We start from the raw sequence: 18,373 nt of genomic DNA, 5'->3' as shown, positions 1-18,373 counted from the left end.
AGATGGGCATCGAGGAGAAGCTTCCCGCCGGCGTCCTGCTCACCTCGGTGGAGAAGCTGGTCAACTGGTCTCGGAAGTCGTCCGTGTGGGGCGCCACCTTCGGCCTGGCCTGCTGTGCCATCGAGATGATGGCCGCCGGTGGTCCGCACTACGACATGGGCCGCTGGGGCATGGAGGTCTTCCGGGCGTCGCCCCGGCAGGCCGACCTGATGATCGTGGCCGGCCGGGTGAGTCAGAAGATGGCCCCGGTGCTGCGCCAGATCTACGACCAGATGGCCGAGCCGCGCTGGGTGCTCTCCATGGGTGTCTGCGCCAGCAGCGGCGGCATGTTCAACAACTACGCGATCGTGCAGGGCGTCGACCACGTGGTGCCTGTCGACATGTACCTGCCCGGCTGCCCGCCGCGGCCGGAGATGCTCATCGACGCGATCCTCAAGCTCCGCGAGAAGATCATGTATGAGCCGCTGGGCCCGAACGGTCGCAAGATGCTCGCGGCCCGCCAGGAGCGTGGCGACGTTCCGGTCGTGCCCTACGGCTCGATGCCCTCCTCGTACCGCAGTGACAAGGCCCGTCGGGCCGAGTGGACCCGGGCGGTCCGCGAGGGCCGCGAGGAGCAGCTGCGCATCGAGAACTGGATGAACGCTCAGAACCACCTCCACCCGCAGGTAGGCCCGAAATGACGTCACCCACGGACAAGCCAAACGACGGCGGGGTGCCGGTGCCGGTCACGCCGGTCGGCGCCAGCAGCACCGCCCCGGCCGAGCACCCGCCGGCCAGCCCGGCCGGTCGCGGCATGTTCGGCAACCAGGGCACCGGCGACGTGTCCGGCTACGGTGGTCTGGTCCGCCAGCGCCAGCCCATCGAGGAGGCTGCCCGGCCGTACGGGGGCTACTTCGACGAGGTCCGCGACGCGTTGGAGGAGGCGTACCCGGCCTTCAACGACGCGATCGAGAAGGTCGTGGTCGACCGGGGTGAGCTGACCCTGCACGTACGCCCGGAGCGGATCGCCGAGGTCTGCCAGGTGATGCGGGACGACCTGGCGCTGCGGTTCGAGCTGTGCTCCTCGGTGTCCGGAGCGGACTACCTCGGCGCCGACGAACGCCGGCTGCACGTGGTCTACCAGCTCACCTCGATGACCTACCGCCGGCGGGTGCGGCTGGAGGCCGCGGTCTCCGTCGCGGCCCCGCACCTGCCCAGCGTGACCGCCGTCTACCCGACCGCGGACTGGCAGGAGCGGGAGGCGTACGACATGTTCGGCATCGTCTTCGACGGCCACCCCAGCCTGACCCGGATCCTCATGCCGGACGACTGGGAGGGTCACCCGCAGCGCAAGGACTACCCGCTCGGCGGCGTGCCCGTCGAGTACAAGGGCGCGGAGATCCAGCCGCCGAGCGAGCGGAGGTCCTACCAGTGAGCGCGAGGAGTGAGCTTGCGAGCCCCGCAGTCGTGAACGGAGGGCGGGCACTGTGACGACGTCGAACTACGCCAGCGAGCGCGAGACCGACGAGGGGCGGGTCTTCACCGTCACCGGCGGGGACTGGGACACGATCGTCGCGGGCACCGACCCGATCAACGACGAGCGGATCGTGGTCAACATGGGCCCGCAGCACCCGTCCACGCACGGGGTGTTGCGGCTGATCCTGGAGCTGGAGGGCGAGACGGTCCGCGAGGCCCGCTCGGTCGTCGGTTACCTGCACACCGGCATCGAGAAGAACCTCGAATACCGCAACTGGGTCCAGGGCTCGACGTTCGTGACCCGGATGGACTACCTCGCCCCGATCTTCAACGAGACGGCGTACGCCCTCGCGGTGGAGAAGCTGCTCGGCATCACCGACGACATCACCGAGCGGGCCACCACGATCCGCGTGCTGATGATGGAGCTGAACCGGATCTCGTCGCACCTGGTCTGGCTGGCCACCACCGGCATGGAGCTCGGCGCGATCTCGATCATGCTGTACGGCTTCCGCGAGCGGGAGTACATCCTCGACATCTTCGAGACCATCACCGGCCTGCGGATGAACCACGCGTACGTGCGGCCGGGCGGGGTGGCACAGGACGTGCCGGACGACGCGATCCGCAAGATCCGCGAGTTCCTGAAGATGATGCCGAAGAAGCTCAAGGAGTACGAGGACCTCCTCTCCGGCCAGCCGATCTGGACCGAGCGGACGAAGGGCGTCGCGGTGCTCGACGTCACCGGCTGCGTGGCGCTCGGCGTCACCGGTCCGGTGCTGCGCTCCGCCGGCCTCGCCTGGGACCTGCGCAAGACCATGCCGTACTGCGGCTACGAGACGTACGAGTTCGACGTGCCGACCCACCCGGACGGCGACGTGTGGGGCCGCTACCAGGTCCGGCTCGCCGAGATCCGGGAGTCGATGAAGCTTGTCGAGCAGGCGCTGGACCGGCTCAAGCCGGGTCCGGTGATGGTCGCCGACCGCAAGATCGCGTGGCCGGCGCAGCTCGCCATCGGCGTGGACGGCATGGGCAACTCGCTCGAGCACGTCGCGAAGATCATGGGTCAGTCGATGGAGTCGCTGATCCACCACTTCAAGCTGGTGACCGAGGGCTTCCGGGTCCCGCCCGGTCAGGTGTACGTCGCCATCGAGGCGCCCCGCGGCGAGTTGGGCGTGCACGCCGTCTCCGACGGTGGCACCCGGCCCTACCGGGTGCACTACCGGGAGCCGAGCTTCGTCAACCTGCAGGCCCTCCCGGCGATGGCCGAGGGTGGTCTGATCGCCGACGTGATCGCCGGCGGCGCCTCGTTGGACCCGGTGATGGGTGGGTGTGACCGATGACTTTCACTGACACGACTCGCGAGCGGGCGCGCGAGATCATCGCCCGCTACCCGGCGGACCGCTCCCGCTCGGCGCTGTTGCCGCTGCTGCACCTGGTGCAGGCCGAGGAGGGGTACGTGTCCCCGGCCGGGGTCGCGTTCTGCGCCGAGGTGCTGGGGTTGAACAAGGCCCAGGTCGGCGCGGTGGCCACGTTCTACACGATGTACAAGCGCAAGCCGACCGGCGACTTCCTGGTCAGCGTCTGCACCAACACCATGTGCAACGTGCTCGGTGGCCAGGAGGTCTACGACACCCTCGCCGAGCACCTGGGCGTCGGGCACGACGAGACGACCGCCGACGGCACGATCACCCTGGAGCACGCCGAGTGCCTGGCGGCGTGCGACTACGGCCCGGTGATGACCGTCAACTACGACTTCTTCGACGGTGTGGACGCGTCCACGGCGGTCGGTGTGGTCGACGAGCTGCGGGCCGGTGGCCGGCCGATGCCGACCCGGGGTGCCCGGCTCTGCACCCTCAAGGAGATGGCGGTGCAGCTCGCCGGTTTCGCCGACGAGCGTGCGGAGGCGGTCGCCGACGGCGGGCCGGGCGAGCCGACCCTGCGCGGGCTGCGGCTGGCCCAGCAGCACGGCGTGTCGGTGCCGGGCTTCGACCCGAACACCCCGATCCGCAGCAAGGCCGAGGCCGACAAGGCCGCCGCCGAGGCGAAGGCGAAGGCGGAGGCCGCCAAGCCGGCGCCGGTCGAGGCCAGCGCCGCTCCGGTCAAGGGTGGCGACGGGGCGTCCGCCCCGACCGGGGTGGCCGAGCCGGCGTTGCCGGCGGACACCACGGCGCCCGCGTCCCCTGACGCGCAGAAGGCCGAGGCCGCCGGAGTGGCGGCCAACCCGCCGGCCGGCGACGGCAAGCCCGCCGGCGACGAGGCCGGGGCGCAGCAGCGCAACCTCACCGAAGCGAAGGCAGGGACGGACGCCGACGGCGCGACCTCCTCCGACGCGAACGAAACGGGGGCCCAGAAGTGACCACTCCCCGCCCGGAGACGCTGGCCAAGCTGACGCCGGTGCTGACCAAGCGCTGGCTGTCGCCGGACGCCTGGCGGATCGGCACGTACGAGCAGCTGGACGGCTACGCCGCGTTGCGCAAGGCGCTCAAGGCCCACCCGGACGACCTGATCCAGCTGATCAAGGACTCCGGGCTGCGGGGCCGAGGTGGCGCCGGCTTCCCGACCGGTCTCAAGTGGGGCTTCATCCCGCAGGGCGACGGTAAGCCGCACTACCTGGTGGTCAACGCCGACGAGGGCGAGCCGGGCACCTGCAAGGACCTGCCACTGATGACCCACGACCCGCACGCGCTGGTCGAGGGCGTGATCATCGCGTCGTACGCGATCCGGGCCGCCCGCGCCTACATCTACATCCGGGGCGAGGCGGTGCACGCCGCGCGTCGGCTGCGCAACGCGGTCCAGGAGGCGTACGACAAGGGTTACCTGGGCCGGAACATCCTGCGCAGCGGCTACGACCTGGAGCTGGTGGTGCACTCCGGCGCCGGGGCGTACATCTGCGGCGAGGAGACGGCGCTGCTGGACTCGCTCGAGGGGTTCCGGGGTCAGCCCCGACTGCGCCCGCCGTTCCCGGCCACCCACGGCCTGTACGCGAGCCCGACGGTGGTGAACAACGTCGGCACCATCGCCAGCGTGCCGCCGATCGTGCTGGGTGGGGCCGACTGGTGGAAGAGCATGGGCACCGAGAAGTCCTCCGGGCCGATGATCTACTCGCTCTCCGGCCGGGTCGCGAACCCGGGCCAGTACGAGTGCTCGATGGGTGTCACGCTGCGCGAGCTGCTGGAGCTGGCCGGTGGCATGCAGCCCGGTCACAACCTGCGGTTCTGGACCCCGGGCGGCTCGTCAACCCCGCTGCTCGCCGCCGAGCACCTGGACGTGCCACTCGACTTCGAGGGGGTGGCGGGGGCCGGCTCGATCCTCGGCACCACGGCCACCCAGATCTTCTCCGACCAGGACTGCCCGGTCTACGCGACGTACCGGTGGCTGGAGTTCTACCACCACGAGTCGTGTGGCAAGTGCACCCCGTGCCGCGAGGGCAACTACTGGATGGTCCGGGTCTACCGGCGGATCCTCGCCGGCCAGGGCACCCACGAGGACCTGGACACCCTGCTGGACACCTGCGACAACATCCTCGGCCGCTCGTTCTGCGGTCTGGGTGACGGCGCGACCAGCTCGGTGACCTCGTCGTTGCAGTACTTCAAGCAGGACTACCTCGACTACATCGAGGGACGTACCGCTCCGAAGCTGTCGGAGAAGACCCTGGTAGGGGCGCACTGATGACCGACGTAGCCAAGCAGACCGAGACCGTCACCCTCACCATCGACGGCGTCGAGGTCACCGCCCCCAAGGGGACGCTGCTGATCCGGGTCGCCGAGCAGATGGGCACCGAGATCCCCCGGTTCTGCGACCACCCGCTGCTGGCCCCGGCCGGCGCGTGTCGACAGTGCCTGGTCGAGGTGGAGGGGCAGCGCAAGCCGGTCGCCTCGTGCACCCAGACCGTCGCCGACGGCATGGTCGTGCGGACCCAGATCACCTCCCCGGTCGCCAAGAAGGCGCAGGAGGGGGTGATGGAGCTGCTGCTGCTCAACCACCCACTCGACTGCCCGATGTGTGACAAGGGCGGCGAGTGCCCGCTGCAGAACCAGGCGATGTCCACCGGCCGCACCGACTCCCGCTTCCACGAGCACAAGCGGGAGTACGAGAAGCCGATGGCGATCAGCAGCCAGGTGCTGCTGGACCGCGAGCGGTGCGTGCTCTGCCAGCGGTGCACCCGGTTCTCCGAGGAGATCGCCGGCGACAAGTTCATCGACCTGATGGGCCGGTCGTCCGCCGAGGAGATCAACATCTACCGGGACGACGCGTACGGCGAAGAGGGCGACGCCGGGGACGTCCCGTTCAACTCCTACTTCTCCGGCAACACCGTGCAGATCTGCCCGGTGGGTGCGCTCACCGGCAGCCAGTACCGCTTCCGGGCCCGCCCGTTCGACCTGGTCTCCAGCCCGAGCGTCTGCGAGCACTGCTCGGCGGGCTGCGGGCAGCGCACCGACTGGCGGCGCGGCAAGGTGCTCCGCCGGCTGGCCGGCGACGAGCCGGCGGTGAACGAGGAGTGGAACTGCGACAAGGGCCGGTGGGGCTTCCAGTACACCCGGGCCGCCGACCGGCTGACCACTCCGCTGGTCCGCGACGAGCGCACCGGTGAGCTGCGCGAGGCGTCCTGGAGCGAGGCTCTCACCGTCGCCGCCGAGGGCCTGCACATCGCCCGGGAGAGCGGGCAGGGCACCGCGGTGCTCACCGGCGGTCGGCTGACCGTCGAGGACGCGTACGCGTACGCCAAGTTCGCCCGGGTGGCGTTGAACACCAACGACATCGACTTCCGGGCCCGGCCGGTCTCCCGCGAGGAGGCCGACTTCCTGGCCAGCTCGGTCGCCGGGGCCACCGACGTCACCTACACCGACGTGGAGAACGCGCCGGCGGTGGTGCTCGTCGGCCTGGAGCCCGAGGAGGAGTGCCCGATCCTCTTCCTCCGGCTGCGCAAGGCGTACCTGAAGAAGACCCTGACGGTGTACGCGCTGGCTCCCTTCGCCACCCGCGGCCTGGAGAAGCTCGGTGCCAAGCTGGCCCGGGTCGTGCCGGGCGAGGAGGCCAGCGTGCTCGCCGAGCACGCCACGGTCACCGAGGCGCTGAGCACGCCGGGCGCGATCCTGATCGTCGGCGAGCGGTTGGCGACCGTGCCGGGTGGGCTCTCCGCCGCGGCGGACGTGGCCCGGCGTACCGGTGCGAAGTTGGCCTGGGTGCCGCGGCGCGCGGGTGACCGCGGCGCGGTCGACGCGGGTTGCCTGCCCAACCTGCTCCCCGGTGGACGCCTGGTCACCGAGCCGGCCGCCCGGGCCGAGCTGGGTGAGGCGTGGGACATTCCGGCCGGGGTGATTCCGAGCCAGGCCGGTCGGGACACCGACGGCATCCTGGCCGCGGCCGCCAACGGGCAGCTCGGCGCTCTGGTCGTCGGCGGTGTCGACCCGGCCGACCTGGCCGACCCGCGCCTGGCCGAGTCCGCGTTGGACGCGGTGCCGTTCCTGGTCAGCCTGGAGCTGAAGGCAAGCGCGGTGACCCGGCGGGCGAACGTGGTGCTGCCGGTCGCCCCGGTGGTCGAGAAGGCCGGCAGCTTCCTGGACTGGGAGGGCCGGCTGCGGCCGTTCGAGGCGGTGCTGAACACCTCCGCGATGACCGACGGCCGGGTGCTCGACGCGCTTGCCGCGCTGCTCGACGTGCGGCTTGGCACGGCTGACGTGCTCAGCGTCCGTCGCGAGCTGGGTGGGCTGCCGGCGACCCGGATGTCTCGACCGGCCGCGCCGTCGGTCGCGCCGGGCCGGGTGCCGCAGCCGAACGCCGGGGAGGCCGTACTTGCCACCTGGCACCAACTTGTGGACCTCGGCACCCTGACCGAGGGCGACGAGAACCTCGCCGGGACGGCCCGTCCGCCGGTGGTCCGGCTGGGCAAGGGCACCGCCGAGGTGCTCGGTGTGGTCGACGGTGACGCGGTCACGGTCGGCACCGACCGGGGGGCGCTGACCCTACCGGCGGAGATCACCGAGATGCCGGACGGCGTGGTCTGGCTGCCGACCAACTCACCCGGCTCGACCGTGCGGCGCAGCCTCGGGGCGACGTCCGGCGCGGTCGTCCGGATCTCCGTCCCCGCATCGGGTACGGCCATCCCGGCCGGACGCGTGGCGGCCGACGAGACCGGTCTCCCGGGTCCGCTCCTCAGTTCTGGGGGTAACCAGTGAGTGCGATCTACCTCGCCCAGGATCCGACGCTCGCCGACTTCGGCAAGGATCCGTGGTGGCTGGTTCTCGGCAAGATCGTCTTCGCCTTCGCCTTCGGTCTGCTGGCCACCCTGCTCGGCGTCTGGTTCGAGCGGCGCGTGGTCGGCTACATGCAGGTGCGGCCCGGCCCCAACCAGGTCGGCCCGTTCGGTCTGCTGCAGACCCTCGCCGACGGCCTGAAGATGGCCTTCAAGGAGGACATCCTGCCGAAGGCGGCCGACAAGGTCGTCTACTTCTTCGCGCCGACCATCTCGGTGATCTGCGCGGTCACCGCCCTGTCGGTGATCCCGTTCGGCCCGATGGTGAGCATCTTCGGCCACCACACGCCGTTGCAGGTCACCGACGTGCCGGTGGCGGTGCTGCTGCTGCTCGCCTGCTCGTCGATGGGCGTCTACGGCATCGTGCTCGGTGGTTGGGCCTCCGGCTCGACGTACCCGCTCCTCGGTGGTCTGCGGTCGAGCGCCCAGATGATCTCGTACGAGGTCGCCATGGGGCTCAGCATCGTGGCGGTCTTCATGACCGCAGGCACGATGAGCACCAGCGGGATCGTCGCCGCCCAGGGCGACGCGACGGAGCTGACCATCTTCGGCCAGCCCATCCCCGCGCCGGGCTGGTACGCGATCCTGCTGCTGCCGAGCTTCGTCATCTTCTTCATCGCGACCGTGGGTGAGACCAACCGGGCGCCGTTCGACCTCCCGGAGGCCGAGTCCGAGCTGGTCGCCGGCTTCATGACCGAGTACAGCTCGCTGAAGTTCGCGCTCTTCATGCTCAGCGAGTACGTCGCGATGGTGACCATGTCCGCCGTCACCACCACGCTGTTCCTGGGCGGGTGGCGGGCACCGTGGCCGATCACCATCTGGGAGGGCGCCAACTCCGGTTGGTGGCCGATGCTCTGGTTCTTTGGCAAGGTGATCGCGCTGGTCTTCGTCTTCGTGTGGCTGCGCGGCACGCTGCCCCGGCTGCGGTACGACCAGTTCATGCGGCTCGGCTGGAAGGTGCTGCTGCCGATCAACCTGGTCTGGATCCTGGTCCTGTCGGGCCTGCGGTCCATCGAGGACTGGGACACCCGCGGCAAGATCATTGCTGTCGGCATTCCGGCCGGAATCCTGCTGATCGCCACGATCTTCTGGCCCAGCCGACGGCCGAAGCCGACGCCGACGACGCAGGAACAGGTCGACAACCGGCCGCACGGGAGCTTCCCGCTGCCACCGATGGATCTTCAGGTACCACCGAGCCCGCGTATCACGCGCGTGGTCGCCGAGCGGGAGCCGGCCAACATCGTTGCCGGCTCGGACTCCAGGGAGGTGTGACGTGGGCGCGATCACCGGAACGTTCAAGGGATTCGGTGTCACCTTCTCGCACATGTTCAGGAAGGTCGTCACGACCGACTACCCGTTCAAGCCGCCGGTGTCGGCGCCGCGCTACCACGGGCGGCACATCCTCAACCGGCACCCGGACGGCCTGGAGAAGTGCATCGGCTGTGAGCTGTGCGCCTGGGCCTGCCCGGCGGATGCGATCTACGTCGAGGGCGGCGACAACACCGACGAGCAGCGCTTCTCGCCGGGTGAGCGGTACGCCAGCATCTACCAGATCAACTACGCCCGGTGCATCTTCTGCGGGCTGTGCATCGAGGCCTGCCCGACCCGGTCGCTCACCATGAGCAACGAGTACGAGCTGGCCCGGGACAACCGACAGGACCTGATCTTCACCAAGGAACAACTGCTCGCGCCGTTGCTCGAGGGCATGGAGCAGCCGCCGCACCCGATGCGGCTCGGTGACAGCGAGAAGGACTACTACGTCGGCGCGCTGGACAACCCGGGCACCTCCGCCGGTGCGGAGACGTCCCCGATGGGCCCCGGCCGCTACCAGGTTGAGGAGCACCCCGGCGTGACGTTCCCGGGCGCCGAGCAGGCCGCCCAGCGCGTCGCCGCCGGCAAGGGAGAGAAAGCATGACCACGTCTACGGTGCTGGCCGCGGCGGGTGCGGTGTCCGGAGGTGAGGAGGTCACCTTCTGGATCCTCGGGCCGCTCGCGCTCATCGGCGCGATCGGGATGGTGGCCGCGCGCAACGCGGTGCACTCGGCGCTCTGGCTGGTCCTCACCATGCTCTGTCTGGGCGTGTTCTACGTGCTCCAGGCCGGCCCGTTCATCGGCATGGTGCAGATCATCGTCTACACCGGCGCGATCATGATGCTCTTCCTCTTCGTGCTGATGCTCGTCGGTCGGGACTCCACCGACTCGCTGATCGAGACGTTGCGCGGCCAGCGGGTCGCCGCGATCGTGCTGGGGCTCGGCTTCGCCGGTCTGGTCGGCAGCGCGCTCTACCGGGCGTTGGAGGGGACCACCGCGGTCGGCCTGGAGCAGGCCAACGCGGAGGGCAACGTGCAGGGCATCGCCCGACTGCTCTTCACCAAGTACGTCTTCGCGTTCGAGTTGACCTCGGCGTTGCTGATCACCGCGGTGGTGGGTGCCATGGTGCTTGCGCACATCGAGCGCCGCAAGCAGGACAAGGTCGACCAGGTGTCGACCATGCGGGCCCGTTTCGCGCCGGGTAACTACCCCGGCCCCAAGCCGGGGCCCGGCGTCTTCGCGACCTCGTCCTCGGTGGCCACCCCGGCCCGACTGCCGGACGGCCGGCTCTCCGAGCGGAGCACGCCGGACATCCTGCCGGTGCGGGAGCTGACCGCGCAGGAGACCACGCTGAAGGGGACAGACTCATGACGCCTGACTACTACCTGGTCCTCGCGGCGGTGCTGTTCACCATCGGCGCCGCCGGGGTGCTCGTCCGGCGCAACGCGATCGTCCTGTTCATGTGCGTGGAGCTGATGCTCAACGCGGCCAACCTGACGCTGGTCACCTTCAGCCGGATCAACGGTGACCTCAACGGTCAGATCATGGCGTTCTTCGTGATGGTGGTGGCGGCGGCCGAGGTCGTGGTCGGGCTCGCGATCATCATGTCCATCTTCCGGACGCGACGCTCGGCGAGTGTCGACGACGCCAACCTGCTCAAGTACTAGAGGGGTCCACCGGTGGAACAGAGTGTCGAATACGCCCAGGCCACGGGGCTGCTCGGGGGCGTCTGGCTGCTCGTGGCGATCCCGCTGGTCAGCGCGGCCATCCTGCTGCTGCTCGGCCGTCGGGCCGACCGCTGGGGGCACTGGTTGGGCGTCGCCGCCATCGGCGCCGCGTTCGTGCTCGGGCTGAGCTTCTTCTTCCAGCTGCGTGGCCTGGAGAACAAGTCGGTCGAGCTGAGCCTCTGGGACTTCATCGCGGTCGGTGACCTGCGCGTCGACTTCGGCCTGCTCTTCGACCCGCTGGCCGCGGTCTTCGTACTGCTGATCACCGGGGTGGGGTTCCTCATCCACCTGTACGCGGTGGAGTACATGTCGCACGACGCCGGGCGTCGTCGGTTCTTCGCGTACTTCAACCTGTTCGTCGCGGCGATGCTGCTGCTGGTGCTCGGCAACAACTACGTGATGCTGTACTTCGGCTGGGAGGGCGTCGGTCTGGCGTCGTACCTGCTGATCTCCTTCTGGACCGAGCGGCCGAGCGCGGCCACCGCAGGTAAGAAGGCGTTCCTGATGAACCGGGTCGGCGACACCGGTCTGGCCATCGGCATCTTCATCATGTTCGCCACCCTGGGCACCACCCAGTACGACGAGGTGTTCAACGGCGTCGGCGCGCTGACCGGCGCCACCGTGCTGGTCCTCGGCCTGTTGCTGCTGCTCGGCGCGGCCGGCAAGTCCGGTCAGTTCCCGCTCCAGGCGTGGTTGCCGGACGCGATGGAGGGCCCGACCCCGGTGTCGGCGCTCATCCACGCCGCCACCATGGTCACCGCGGGCGTCTACCTGATCGCCAGGTCCAACCCGATCTTCTCGGCCAACGAGACGCTGCAACTCGTGGTGGTCAGCGTCGGCGCTCTCACCCTGCTGATCGGCTGCATCATCGGCACGGCCAAGGACGACATCAAGCGGGTGCTCGCCTGGTCGACGGTGAGCCAGATCGGCTACATGTTCCTCGGCGTCGGCCTCGGCGGCGCCGCGTACGCGCTGGCCATCGTGCACCTGCTGGCGCACGGCTTCTTCAAGGCCAACATGTTCCTCGGCGCCGGCTCGGTCATGCACGGGATGAAGGACCAGGTCGACATCCGCCGCTTCGGTGGGCTGTCGAAGTACATGAAGATCACCTGGCTGACCTTCATGATGGGCTGGCTGGCAATCATCGGCATGTTCCCGTTCTCCGGCTTCTTCTCGAAGGAGCCGATCATCGTGGCCGCCTTCGAGCGGGAGGACTGGACCGCCTGGCTCTTCGGCGGTGCGGCGCTGCTCGGCGCCGGGCTGACCGCGTTCTACATGACCCGGCTGTTCGTGCTCACCTTCCACGGCCCGCAGCGGTGGACCGAGGACATCGAGCACCCACACGAGTCACCGAAGCTGATGACCATTCCGCTGATCCTCCTGGCGGTCGGGTCGGTCGGTGCCGGCTTCCTGCTCTCCACGTCCGTCCCGGACTGGCTGACCGAGACCGCCGGGCTTGGCGGCGAACACTCCGAGCACGAGGCGGTTCTCTCGCACGCCGTGATCACCACGCTGTCGTTGCTGGTCACCGTGCTCGGTGCCGGGCTCGCCTGGTTCCTCTTCCGGGCCGGCACGGCGACCGCGCCGCAGCCGGCCGGGGTGCTTGTCACCGCCGCCCGACGCAACCTCTACACCGACACGGTCAACGAGGCGGTCTTCGAGAAGCCGGGCATCTTCCTCACCCGGGCGCTCGTGTACCTCGACAACCGGGGCATCGACGGGCTCGTCAACGGGCTCGCCGCCGCCGTCGGTGGGGGCTCGGGCCGCCTGCGTCGGATGCAGACCGGGTTCGTCCGCTCGTACGCCACCTCGATCCTGGCCGGTGCGCTGCTGGTGATGGCGGCGTTCCTGGCGGTGCAGGCGGGGTGGTTGGCGTGATCGACCTCTTTCCGGCCGCCCCCGCCGGCGGACCACGCAGTGACGACGGAGGTAAGGCCGCATAATGTCCAACTTCCCGTTCCTCTCGGTGCTCACCGTGGCGCCGCTGGTGGGCGCCCTGGTGGTGGCCTTCCTGCCGCGCCACCGCCCGGAGCTGGCCAAGCAGGTGGCGTTCGCCTGGTCGCTGCTCGTGCTGGTGCTCTCGGTGGTGATGTGGGTCAGCTTCAACGCCGGCGGTGACCGGTTCCAGTTCCGTGAGTCGTACTCCTGGATCCCGAACTGGGGGGTCAGCTTCACCTTCGCCGCCGACGGCATCGCGCTGGTGATGCTGATGCTCATCGCGGTGCTGGTGCCGCTGGTGATCCTGGCGTCCTGGCACGACGCCGAGTCGTCGAAGCGGTCGGTGCCCGTCTACTTCGCGCTGCTGCTGGTCCTCGAGTGCACGATGATCGGCGTCTTCGCGGCCGCCGACGTCTTCCTGTTCTACGTGTTCTTCGAGGTCATGCTGGTGCCGATGTACTTCCTCATCGGCAGCTACGGCGGCCACCAGCGGCAGTACGCGGCGGTGAAGTTCTTCCTCTACTCGCTCGTCGGCGGTCTGTTCATGCTGGCCGCGGTGATCGGCCTGTGGGTGGTCGGCGGGAAGACCTTCGACTGGCAGGCGCTCTCGCAGGTCGACATCAGCACCGGCACCGAGCGGTGGCTGTTCCTCGGCTTCTTCCTCGCGTTCGCCATCAAGGCACCGTTCTTCCCGTTCCACACCTGGCTGCCCGACGCCGGTGGCGCCGCCCCGGCGGGCGCGGCAGCACTGCTCGTCGGCGTGCTCGACAAGGTCGGCACGTTCGGCATCCTGCGCTACTGCCTGCCGCTGTTCCCCGAGGCGTCGAAGTGGTTCGCGCCGTGGGCGCTGGCCCTGGGCGTGATCGGCATCGTCTACGCCGCGCTGCTTGCGGTCGGCCAGAACGACCTCAAGCGGCTGGTGTCGTACACCTCGATCGCGCACTTCGGCTTCATCGGGGTGGGCATCTTCGCCTTCACCACCCAGGCCGGCACCGGCGCGGTGCTCTACATGCTCAACCACGGCTTGGCCACCGGCCTGCTCTTCCTCGTGGTGGGCATGCTGATCTCCCGGCGTGGTTCGTCGCTGATCAGCGACTTCGGCGGCGCCGGCAAGCTCGTCCCGGTGCTCGCCGGGGTGCTCTTCTTCGCCGGTCTCGCCTCCCTCGCGCTGCCCGGCACGGCACCGTTCATCTCCGAGTTCCTGGTGCTGATCGGCACCTTCACGGTGAACAAGCCGGTCGCGGTCATCGCCACGCTCGGCATCATCCTGGCCGCCGCGTACGTGCTGTGGATGGTGCAGCGCACCACCCAGGGCACTCTCAACCCGGCGCTGACCGAGGTCGACGGCATGCGCCGGGACCTCAACCTGCGCGAGAAGGTCGTGGTCGCCCCGCTGATCGCGCTGATCGTGCTGCTCGGCTTCTTCCCCAAGCCGGTCACTGACGTGATCAACCCTGCCGTCCAGGCGACCATGGACGACATCGGCAGAACCGACCCGGCGCCGTCCGTGGGCGGCACCGTCCAGGAGGCGCGCCGGTGAGCGCGAGGAGTGCAGCGAAGCGGAGCCCCATCCGCCCGCGTGAGGAGAGAGCGAAGCGAGCCCCGCAGTCGCGGGCAAAGGCTTGCGCAGTCGCGAACGAAAGGCCGGCATCGTGACCGAGTTGAAGCTGCCGTCGATCGACTACGCGGCGATCGCCCCGATCCTGATCATGCTGGGCACGGCGTTGCTCGGCGTGCTGGTCGAGGCAGTGGTGCCCCGACGTTGGCGGCACGTGGTGCAGTTGACGCTGGCGCTGCTCGCGGTTCTCGCGGCACTGACCATGGTGGTGCTCAGCGCCGACGAGCGGATCATCACCGCCGGCCAGGCCCTCGCGATCGACGGGCCGACGCTGTTCCTCCAGGGCGCGATCCTGGTGTTGGCCGCGATGGCGCTGCTGCTGATCGGTGATCGCTCGGTCGAGCGGGGCGGGGCGTTCGTCGCCCAGGCCGCGGTGACCGCCGAGTCGGCCGACGACCGTCGGCAGGCCGAGGGGCGCAACGGTCTCACCGAGGTCTACCCGCTCACCACGTTCGCGATCGGCGGCATGCTGATCTTCGTGGCGGCGAACGACCTGCTGACCATGTTCATCGCCCTGGAGGTCTTCTCCCTGCCGCTGTACCTGCTCTGCGCGCTGGCCCGTCGCCGGCGTCTGCTGAGCCAGGAGGCGGCGATGAAGTACTTCCTGCTCGGCGCGTACGCCTCCGCGTTCTTCCTGTTCGGCGTGGCCCTGATCTACGGCTTCACCGCAGGCATTCCGGACCGTCCGGCCGGCGTCAACTTCGCCACCATCCACGCTGCGGTGAGCGAGTCGCCGGCCAGCCCGGTGCTGCTCTTCGCCGGTATGGCGCTGCTCGCCATCGGCCTGCTCTTCAAGGCCGCGGCGGCCCCGTTCCACGTCTGGACCCCGGACGTCTACCAGGGTGCCCCGACTCCGGTCACCGGGTTCATGGCGGCCTGCACCAAGGTCGCCGCGTTCGGTGCCCTGCTGCGCGTCTTCCAGGTCGCGTTCGCCGACGCCAACTGGGATTTCACCCCGGTCCTCGGTGCGGTGGCGGTGCTGACCATGCTTGTCGGCGCGGTGCTCGCGGTCACCCAGACCGACATCAAGCGGCTGCTCGCGTACTCCTCGATCGCCAACGCCGGCTACCTGCTTGTCGGCGTGCTGGCGCCGAGCCGCGACGGGCTCGCCGGCACGATGTTCTACCTGGTCGCGTACGGCTTCTCGGTGCTTGCCGCGTTCGCCGTGGTGACGCTTGTGCGCGACGACGACGGCGAAGCCACCCACCTGTCCCGCTGGGCCGGGCTGGGCCGACGGTCGCCGTTCTTCGCCGCGCTCTTCACGTTCATCCTGCTCGCCTTCGCCGGTATCCCGCTGACCAGCGGATTCACCAGCAAGTTCGCCATCTTTGGGCCGGCGCTGGAGGGTGGCCAGGCCTGGCTGGTGATCGCCGGCGTGCTGACCAGCATGGTGCTCGCGTTCCCGTACCTGCGGGTCGTGGTGATGATGTGGCTCTCCGAGCCGGGCGAGTCCACCCCGACCGTCACGGTGCCGGGTGGGCTCACGTCCGCCGCGTTGATGATCGGTGTGCTGGCGACCCTGGTGCTGGGCGTCGCCCCGTCGCCGCTGCTCGATCTGGCTGCCGGAGCCGCCGAATTCGTTAGGTGATCGACGGCACGACTACCGGGGGTCGGCGCGTGTTCACGTGCCGGCCCCCGGTGGCGTATCCCCGGCCCGGAGCAGGTCGAACGGGTGTGGCATGGTTGATAGCGTGGTGAATCCGGCGGGCGAGCGTTCAGGTGCCTCCGGCTCCGTCGGGCGGCGGGGTCGGGCGAGCATGAGTCAGTTCGGCGCGCTTGGCCTCAACCTCGCCGATCCCCGTGTCGAGGCGTCCGTGCTGGGTCTGCTGAACACGGTCGAGGTCGAGTTGCGGGCCAGCGTGTCGAGCGCCGACCCCTTCGTGACCGAGGCGGCCCGGCATCTCGTCGAGGCCGGCGGAAAGCGCTTCCGGCCGTTGCTTGTGGCGCTCGGCGCCCAGTTCGGTGATCCGAACGGCGCGCAGGTCGTTCCGGCAGCGGTGGTGATGGAGCTCACTCACCTCGCCACCCTCTACCACGACGACGTGATGGACGAGGCTGCCGTCCGCCGGGGTGCGCCGAGCGCGAACTCCAGGTGGACCAACTCGGTCGCCATCCTGGTCGGCGACTACCTCTTCGCCCGTGCGGCGGACATCGCCGCCGACCTGGGCCCCGAGGCGGTGCGGTTGCAGGCGCGCACCTTCGCCCGGCTGGTGCACGGCCAGATCGCGGAGACCGTGGGGCCGCGCGCCGACGACGACCCGGTGGCCCACTACCTGCACGTGATCGCCGAGAAGACCGGCTCGCTCATCGCCACGTCGGCCCGGTTCGGCGGCATGTTCGGTGGTGCCGCCCCGGAGCACGTGGAGGCGCTCGCCGGGTATGGCGAGACGATCGGCGTCGCGTTCCAGCTCTCCGACGACCTGCTGGACATCGCCTCCGAGTCGGTGCAGTCGGGCAAGACCCCCGGCACCGATCTGCGCGAAGGTGTCCCGACCCTGCCGGTGCTCTACGCCCGCGAGGCGGACGACTCCGACGCGTCGTCGGTGCGACTGCGGGAGATCCTCGCGACCGGCCCGCTCACCGACGACGCGTTGCACGCGGAGGCCCTGGGGCTGCTCCGGGAGAGCCCGGCGCTCAAGCGGGCCCGGGAGACCGTGCGCAGCTACGCCGAGGAGGCCCGCGCGCAGCTCGCCCCGCTGCCGGACGGTCCCTCCCGCAGCGCGCTCGAGTCGCTCTGCGACTACATCGCCGACCGCACCAGCTGATCCACGCCCCGGCCCGCCACGGCCGCGGCCCGGCCCAACAGTCGGCTGCCGACGAGCATGAGGGCGGCGGCCAGCAGCATCATCACGGCTGCGATGGCCCACATCGCCGGATAGCCCAGGTGCGCGGCGAGTGGGCCCAGGCTCAACGGGCCGAGGCAGCCGCCCGCGTACACCCCGGTCTGGGTGATCGAGGTGGCGGCGGCCGGTGACTGCGGGTGCAGCCGGACCACCGCGAAATTCACCAGGCCGGGCCAGGCCCAGCCCAGCCCGAAGCCGAGCACCACGCCGACCACCAGCGGCACCGAGCCGGTCATCGCGAGCAGGCCCAGCCCGACGGCGCCGACGAGCAGCATCGCGGCGATGAGGGCGATGTGGCCGGTCTCGCGGCGGTCGGCCAGCCAGCCGGCACCCACCCGGGCCGCCACACAGACCGCACTGCCCAGGGTCAGGGTGAGACCGGCGAGGCCCGGTGACAGGCCGCGGGCCGCGGCCGAGTCCACCAGGAAGGTGCCAAGCGCGTTCGCCGCGCCGGATGCCATCGCCGCCGCCGCGCCGATCACCACCAACGCCGCCGTCGCCCGCCCGGCGCGGGTGGCACCGGCCCGCCGCGCCCGGCCGGGCATCTGCCGGGGTACGGCGGCGAGCGTCGCCGCCGCGGCCACCGCGGCGGCGACGAACGCCCAGCGCCAGCCTGCGGTGAGCGCGATGGTGGGCACGGCCGCCCCGGCCAGCAGGGTCGAGACGGGGATGGCGGCCTGCTTGACACCGAACGACAAACCCTGTCGCCGGGACGGCACGTGCTGCGCCAGTGCGGCGTTGCTCGCCAACTGGCCCAGCGCGTTCGCGGCGGCGCTGAGCGCCAGCAGGCCGACGAGCACCGGGTACGACCTGGCGAAGGCGGCGACGGCAAGCATCGACCCGGCGGCAAGCAGGATGCCGCAGCGGGCGACCAGAGCCGGGCCGTACCGCTCGACCAGGCGGCCGGAGGGCACCGAGGCCAGCGCGCTGATCCCGAAGTAGACGGAGACGGCAAGGCCCAGACCGGCCGGTGAGAAACCCAGGTCGGTGCCCATCTGCACGGCCAGACCGCCGAGCAGGAAGACCGGGAGTACGCAGGCCACGGTGGTGACGACTGCGCCGGCGCTGGCGCGAACCGGGTGGGTTCGTACGGCTGGCTCGGGGGTGGTGGGGGTTTCTGTCATCGTCCGGCAAACCTACGCGAGCCCCGCTCACCGCACTCCTCGTGACCGGCGGGCCACGAGCTGTGGATGGTGATCTGGCATCCTCGACCCGAACAGGCATTTCGCAC

At 70.0% G+C, this 18,373-nt stretch carries 15 protein-coding genes; 14 read left to right on the top strand and 1 reads right to left on the bottom strand.

Annotated elements, in window-relative coordinates:
* Positions 1-2 precede the first annotated feature (2 nt).
* The 14 genes from AB0C15_RS24575 (at position 3) to AB0C15_RS24510 (ending at position 17,064) form a co-directional block, all read left to right on the top strand.
* Positions 3-680: an NADH-quinone oxidoreductase subunit B gene (locus tag AB0C15_RS24575; protein WP_088986765.1), complete on the top strand. Its 678-nt coding sequence runs from the start codon at positions 3-5 to the stop codon at positions 678-680.
* Entirely contained in the window at positions 677-1,414 is a 738-nt protein-coding gene (locus AB0C15_RS24570) for an NADH-quinone oxidoreductase subunit C (RefSeq protein ID WP_357355565.1), read from the top strand. Before AB0C15_RS24575 ends, AB0C15_RS24570 begins: the two co-directional genes overlap by 4 nt.
* A 52-nt stretch (positions 1,415-1,466) precedes the next feature.
* Positions 1,467-2,792, top strand: a complete 1,326-nt coding sequence (locus AB0C15_RS24565) for an NADH-quinone oxidoreductase subunit D (protein ID WP_357355563.1) — start codon at positions 1,467-1,469, stop codon at positions 2,790-2,792.
* The gene (gene nuoE / locus AB0C15_RS24560) at positions 2,789-3,808 is read left to right on the top strand and encodes an NADH-quinone oxidoreductase subunit NuoE (protein ID WP_357355561.1); all 1,020 of its coding nucleotides are present in this window, start codon (positions 2,789-2,791) and stop codon (positions 3,806-3,808) included. Before AB0C15_RS24565 ends, nuoE begins: the two co-directional genes overlap by 4 nt.
* Positions 3,805-5,121 (top strand): NADH-quinone oxidoreductase subunit NuoF, encoded by a 1,317-nt coding sequence (gene nuoF, locus AB0C15_RS24555; RefSeq protein WP_357355559.1) that lies wholly within the window; start codon positions 3,805-3,807, stop codon positions 5,119-5,121. The genes nuoE and nuoF overlap by 4 nt, the downstream gene beginning before the upstream one ends.
* Entirely contained in the window at positions 5,121-7,628 is a 2,508-nt protein-coding gene (locus AB0C15_RS24550; protein WP_357355557.1) for an NADH-quinone oxidoreductase subunit G, read from the top strand. The genes nuoF and AB0C15_RS24550 overlap by 1 nt, the downstream gene beginning before the upstream one ends.
* A complete protein-coding gene (nuoH, locus tag AB0C15_RS24545; RefSeq protein WP_357355555.1) occupies positions 7,625-8,977 on the top strand; it encodes an NADH-quinone oxidoreductase subunit NuoH in 1,353 nt (450 codons plus the stop codon). The genes AB0C15_RS24550 and nuoH overlap by 4 nt, the downstream gene beginning before the upstream one ends.
* 1 nt (position 8,978) lies before the next feature.
* Positions 8,979-9,620 (top strand): NADH-quinone oxidoreductase subunit NuoI, encoded by a 642-nt coding sequence (gene nuoI, locus AB0C15_RS24540; RefSeq protein ID WP_196920665.1) that lies wholly within the window; start codon positions 8,979-8,981, stop codon positions 9,618-9,620.
* On the top strand, positions 9,617-10,387 hold the full coding sequence (locus tag AB0C15_RS24535) for an NADH-quinone oxidoreductase subunit J (RefSeq protein ID WP_357355553.1): 771 nt from the start codon (positions 9,617-9,619) through the stop codon (positions 10,385-10,387). The genes nuoI and AB0C15_RS24535 overlap by 4 nt, the downstream gene beginning before the upstream one ends.
* Positions 10,384-10,683 (top strand): NADH-quinone oxidoreductase subunit NuoK, encoded by a 300-nt coding sequence (gene nuoK / locus AB0C15_RS24530; RefSeq protein WP_030486270.1) that lies wholly within the window; start codon positions 10,384-10,386, stop codon positions 10,681-10,683. Before AB0C15_RS24535 ends, nuoK begins: the two co-directional genes overlap by 4 nt.
* A 12-nt stretch (positions 10,684-10,695) precedes the next feature.
* Positions 10,696-12,621, top strand: coding sequence for an NADH-quinone oxidoreductase subunit L (gene nuoL / locus AB0C15_RS24525; protein ID WP_357355551.1), 1,926 nt, complete (start codon positions 10,696-10,698; stop codon positions 12,619-12,621).
* A 64-nt stretch (positions 12,622-12,685) separates the two neighbouring features.
* On the top strand, positions 12,686-14,221 hold the full coding sequence (locus AB0C15_RS24520) for an NADH-quinone oxidoreductase subunit M (protein WP_124857698.1): 1,536 nt from the start codon (positions 12,686-12,688) through the stop codon (positions 14,219-14,221).
* A gap of 112 nt (positions 14,222-14,333) precedes the next feature.
* The gene (gene nuoN / locus AB0C15_RS24515; protein WP_357355548.1) at positions 14,334-15,887 is read left to right on the top strand and encodes an NADH-quinone oxidoreductase subunit NuoN; all 1,554 of its coding nucleotides are present in this window, start codon (positions 14,334-14,336) and stop codon (positions 15,885-15,887) included.
* A gap of 91 nt (positions 15,888-15,978) precedes the next feature.
* Complete coding sequence (locus tag AB0C15_RS24510; RefSeq protein ID WP_357355546.1) at positions 15,979-17,064, top strand: polyprenyl synthetase family protein; 1,086 nt, start codon at positions 15,979-15,981, stop codon at positions 17,062-17,064.
* Here the strand turns inward: AB0C15_RS24510 and AB0C15_RS24505 are convergent.
* Positions 17,040-18,266 carry an MFS transporter gene (locus tag AB0C15_RS24505; protein ID WP_357355544.1) on the bottom strand — a complete coding sequence of 409 codons (1,227 nt, stop codon included), beginning with the start codon at positions 18,264-18,266 and terminating at the stop codon, positions 17,040-17,042. The genes AB0C15_RS24510 and AB0C15_RS24505 overlap by 25 nt on opposite strands.
* Positions 18,267-18,373 lie beyond the last annotated feature (107 nt).

It is taken from the genome of Micromonospora sp. NPDC048835 (assembly GCF_040649995.1).
Classification (GTDB): domain Bacteria; phylum Actinomycetota; class Actinomycetes; order Mycobacteriales; family Micromonosporaceae; genus Micromonospora.
Note: the sequence above shows the minus strand (reverse complement) of the source record. Positions and strands in the feature narration are given on the sequence as shown.

Bases quoted from the DNA above. Each gene is read 5' to 3' on its own strand.
- AB0C15_RS24570 (WP_357355565.1), top strand. From the start codon at position 677: ATGACGTCACCCACGGACAAGCCAAACGACGGCGGGGTGCCGGTGCCG.
- AB0C15_RS24520 (WP_124857698.1), top strand. From the start codon at position 12,686: ATGTCCAACTTCCCGTTCCTCTCGGTGCTCACCGTGGCGCCGCTGGTG.
- AB0C15_RS24510 (WP_357355546.1), top strand. From the start codon at position 15,979: ATGGTTGATAGCGTGGTGAATCCGGCGGGCGAGCGTTCAGGTGCCTCC.
- nuoK (WP_030486270.1), top strand. From the start codon at position 10,384: ATGACGCCTGACTACTACCTGGTCCTCGCGGCGGTGCTGTTCACCATC.
- AB0C15_RS24575 (WP_088986765.1), top strand. From the start codon at position 3: ATGGGCATCGAGGAGAAGCTTCCCGCCGGCGTCCTGCTCACCTCGGTG.
- AB0C15_RS24505 (WP_357355544.1), bottom strand. From the start codon at position 18,266: ATGACAGAAACCCCCACCACCCCCGAGCCAGCCGTACGAACCCACCCG.
- AB0C15_RS24550 (WP_357355557.1), top strand. From the start codon at position 5,121: ATGACCGACGTAGCCAAGCAGACCGAGACCGTCACCCTCACCATCGAC.
- AB0C15_RS24535 (WP_357355553.1), top strand. From the start codon at position 9,617: ATGACCACGTCTACGGTGCTGGCCGCGGCGGGTGCGGTGTCCGGAGGT.
- nuoE (WP_357355561.1), top strand. From the start codon at position 2,789: ATGACTTTCACTGACACGACTCGCGAGCGGGCGCGCGAGATCATCGCC.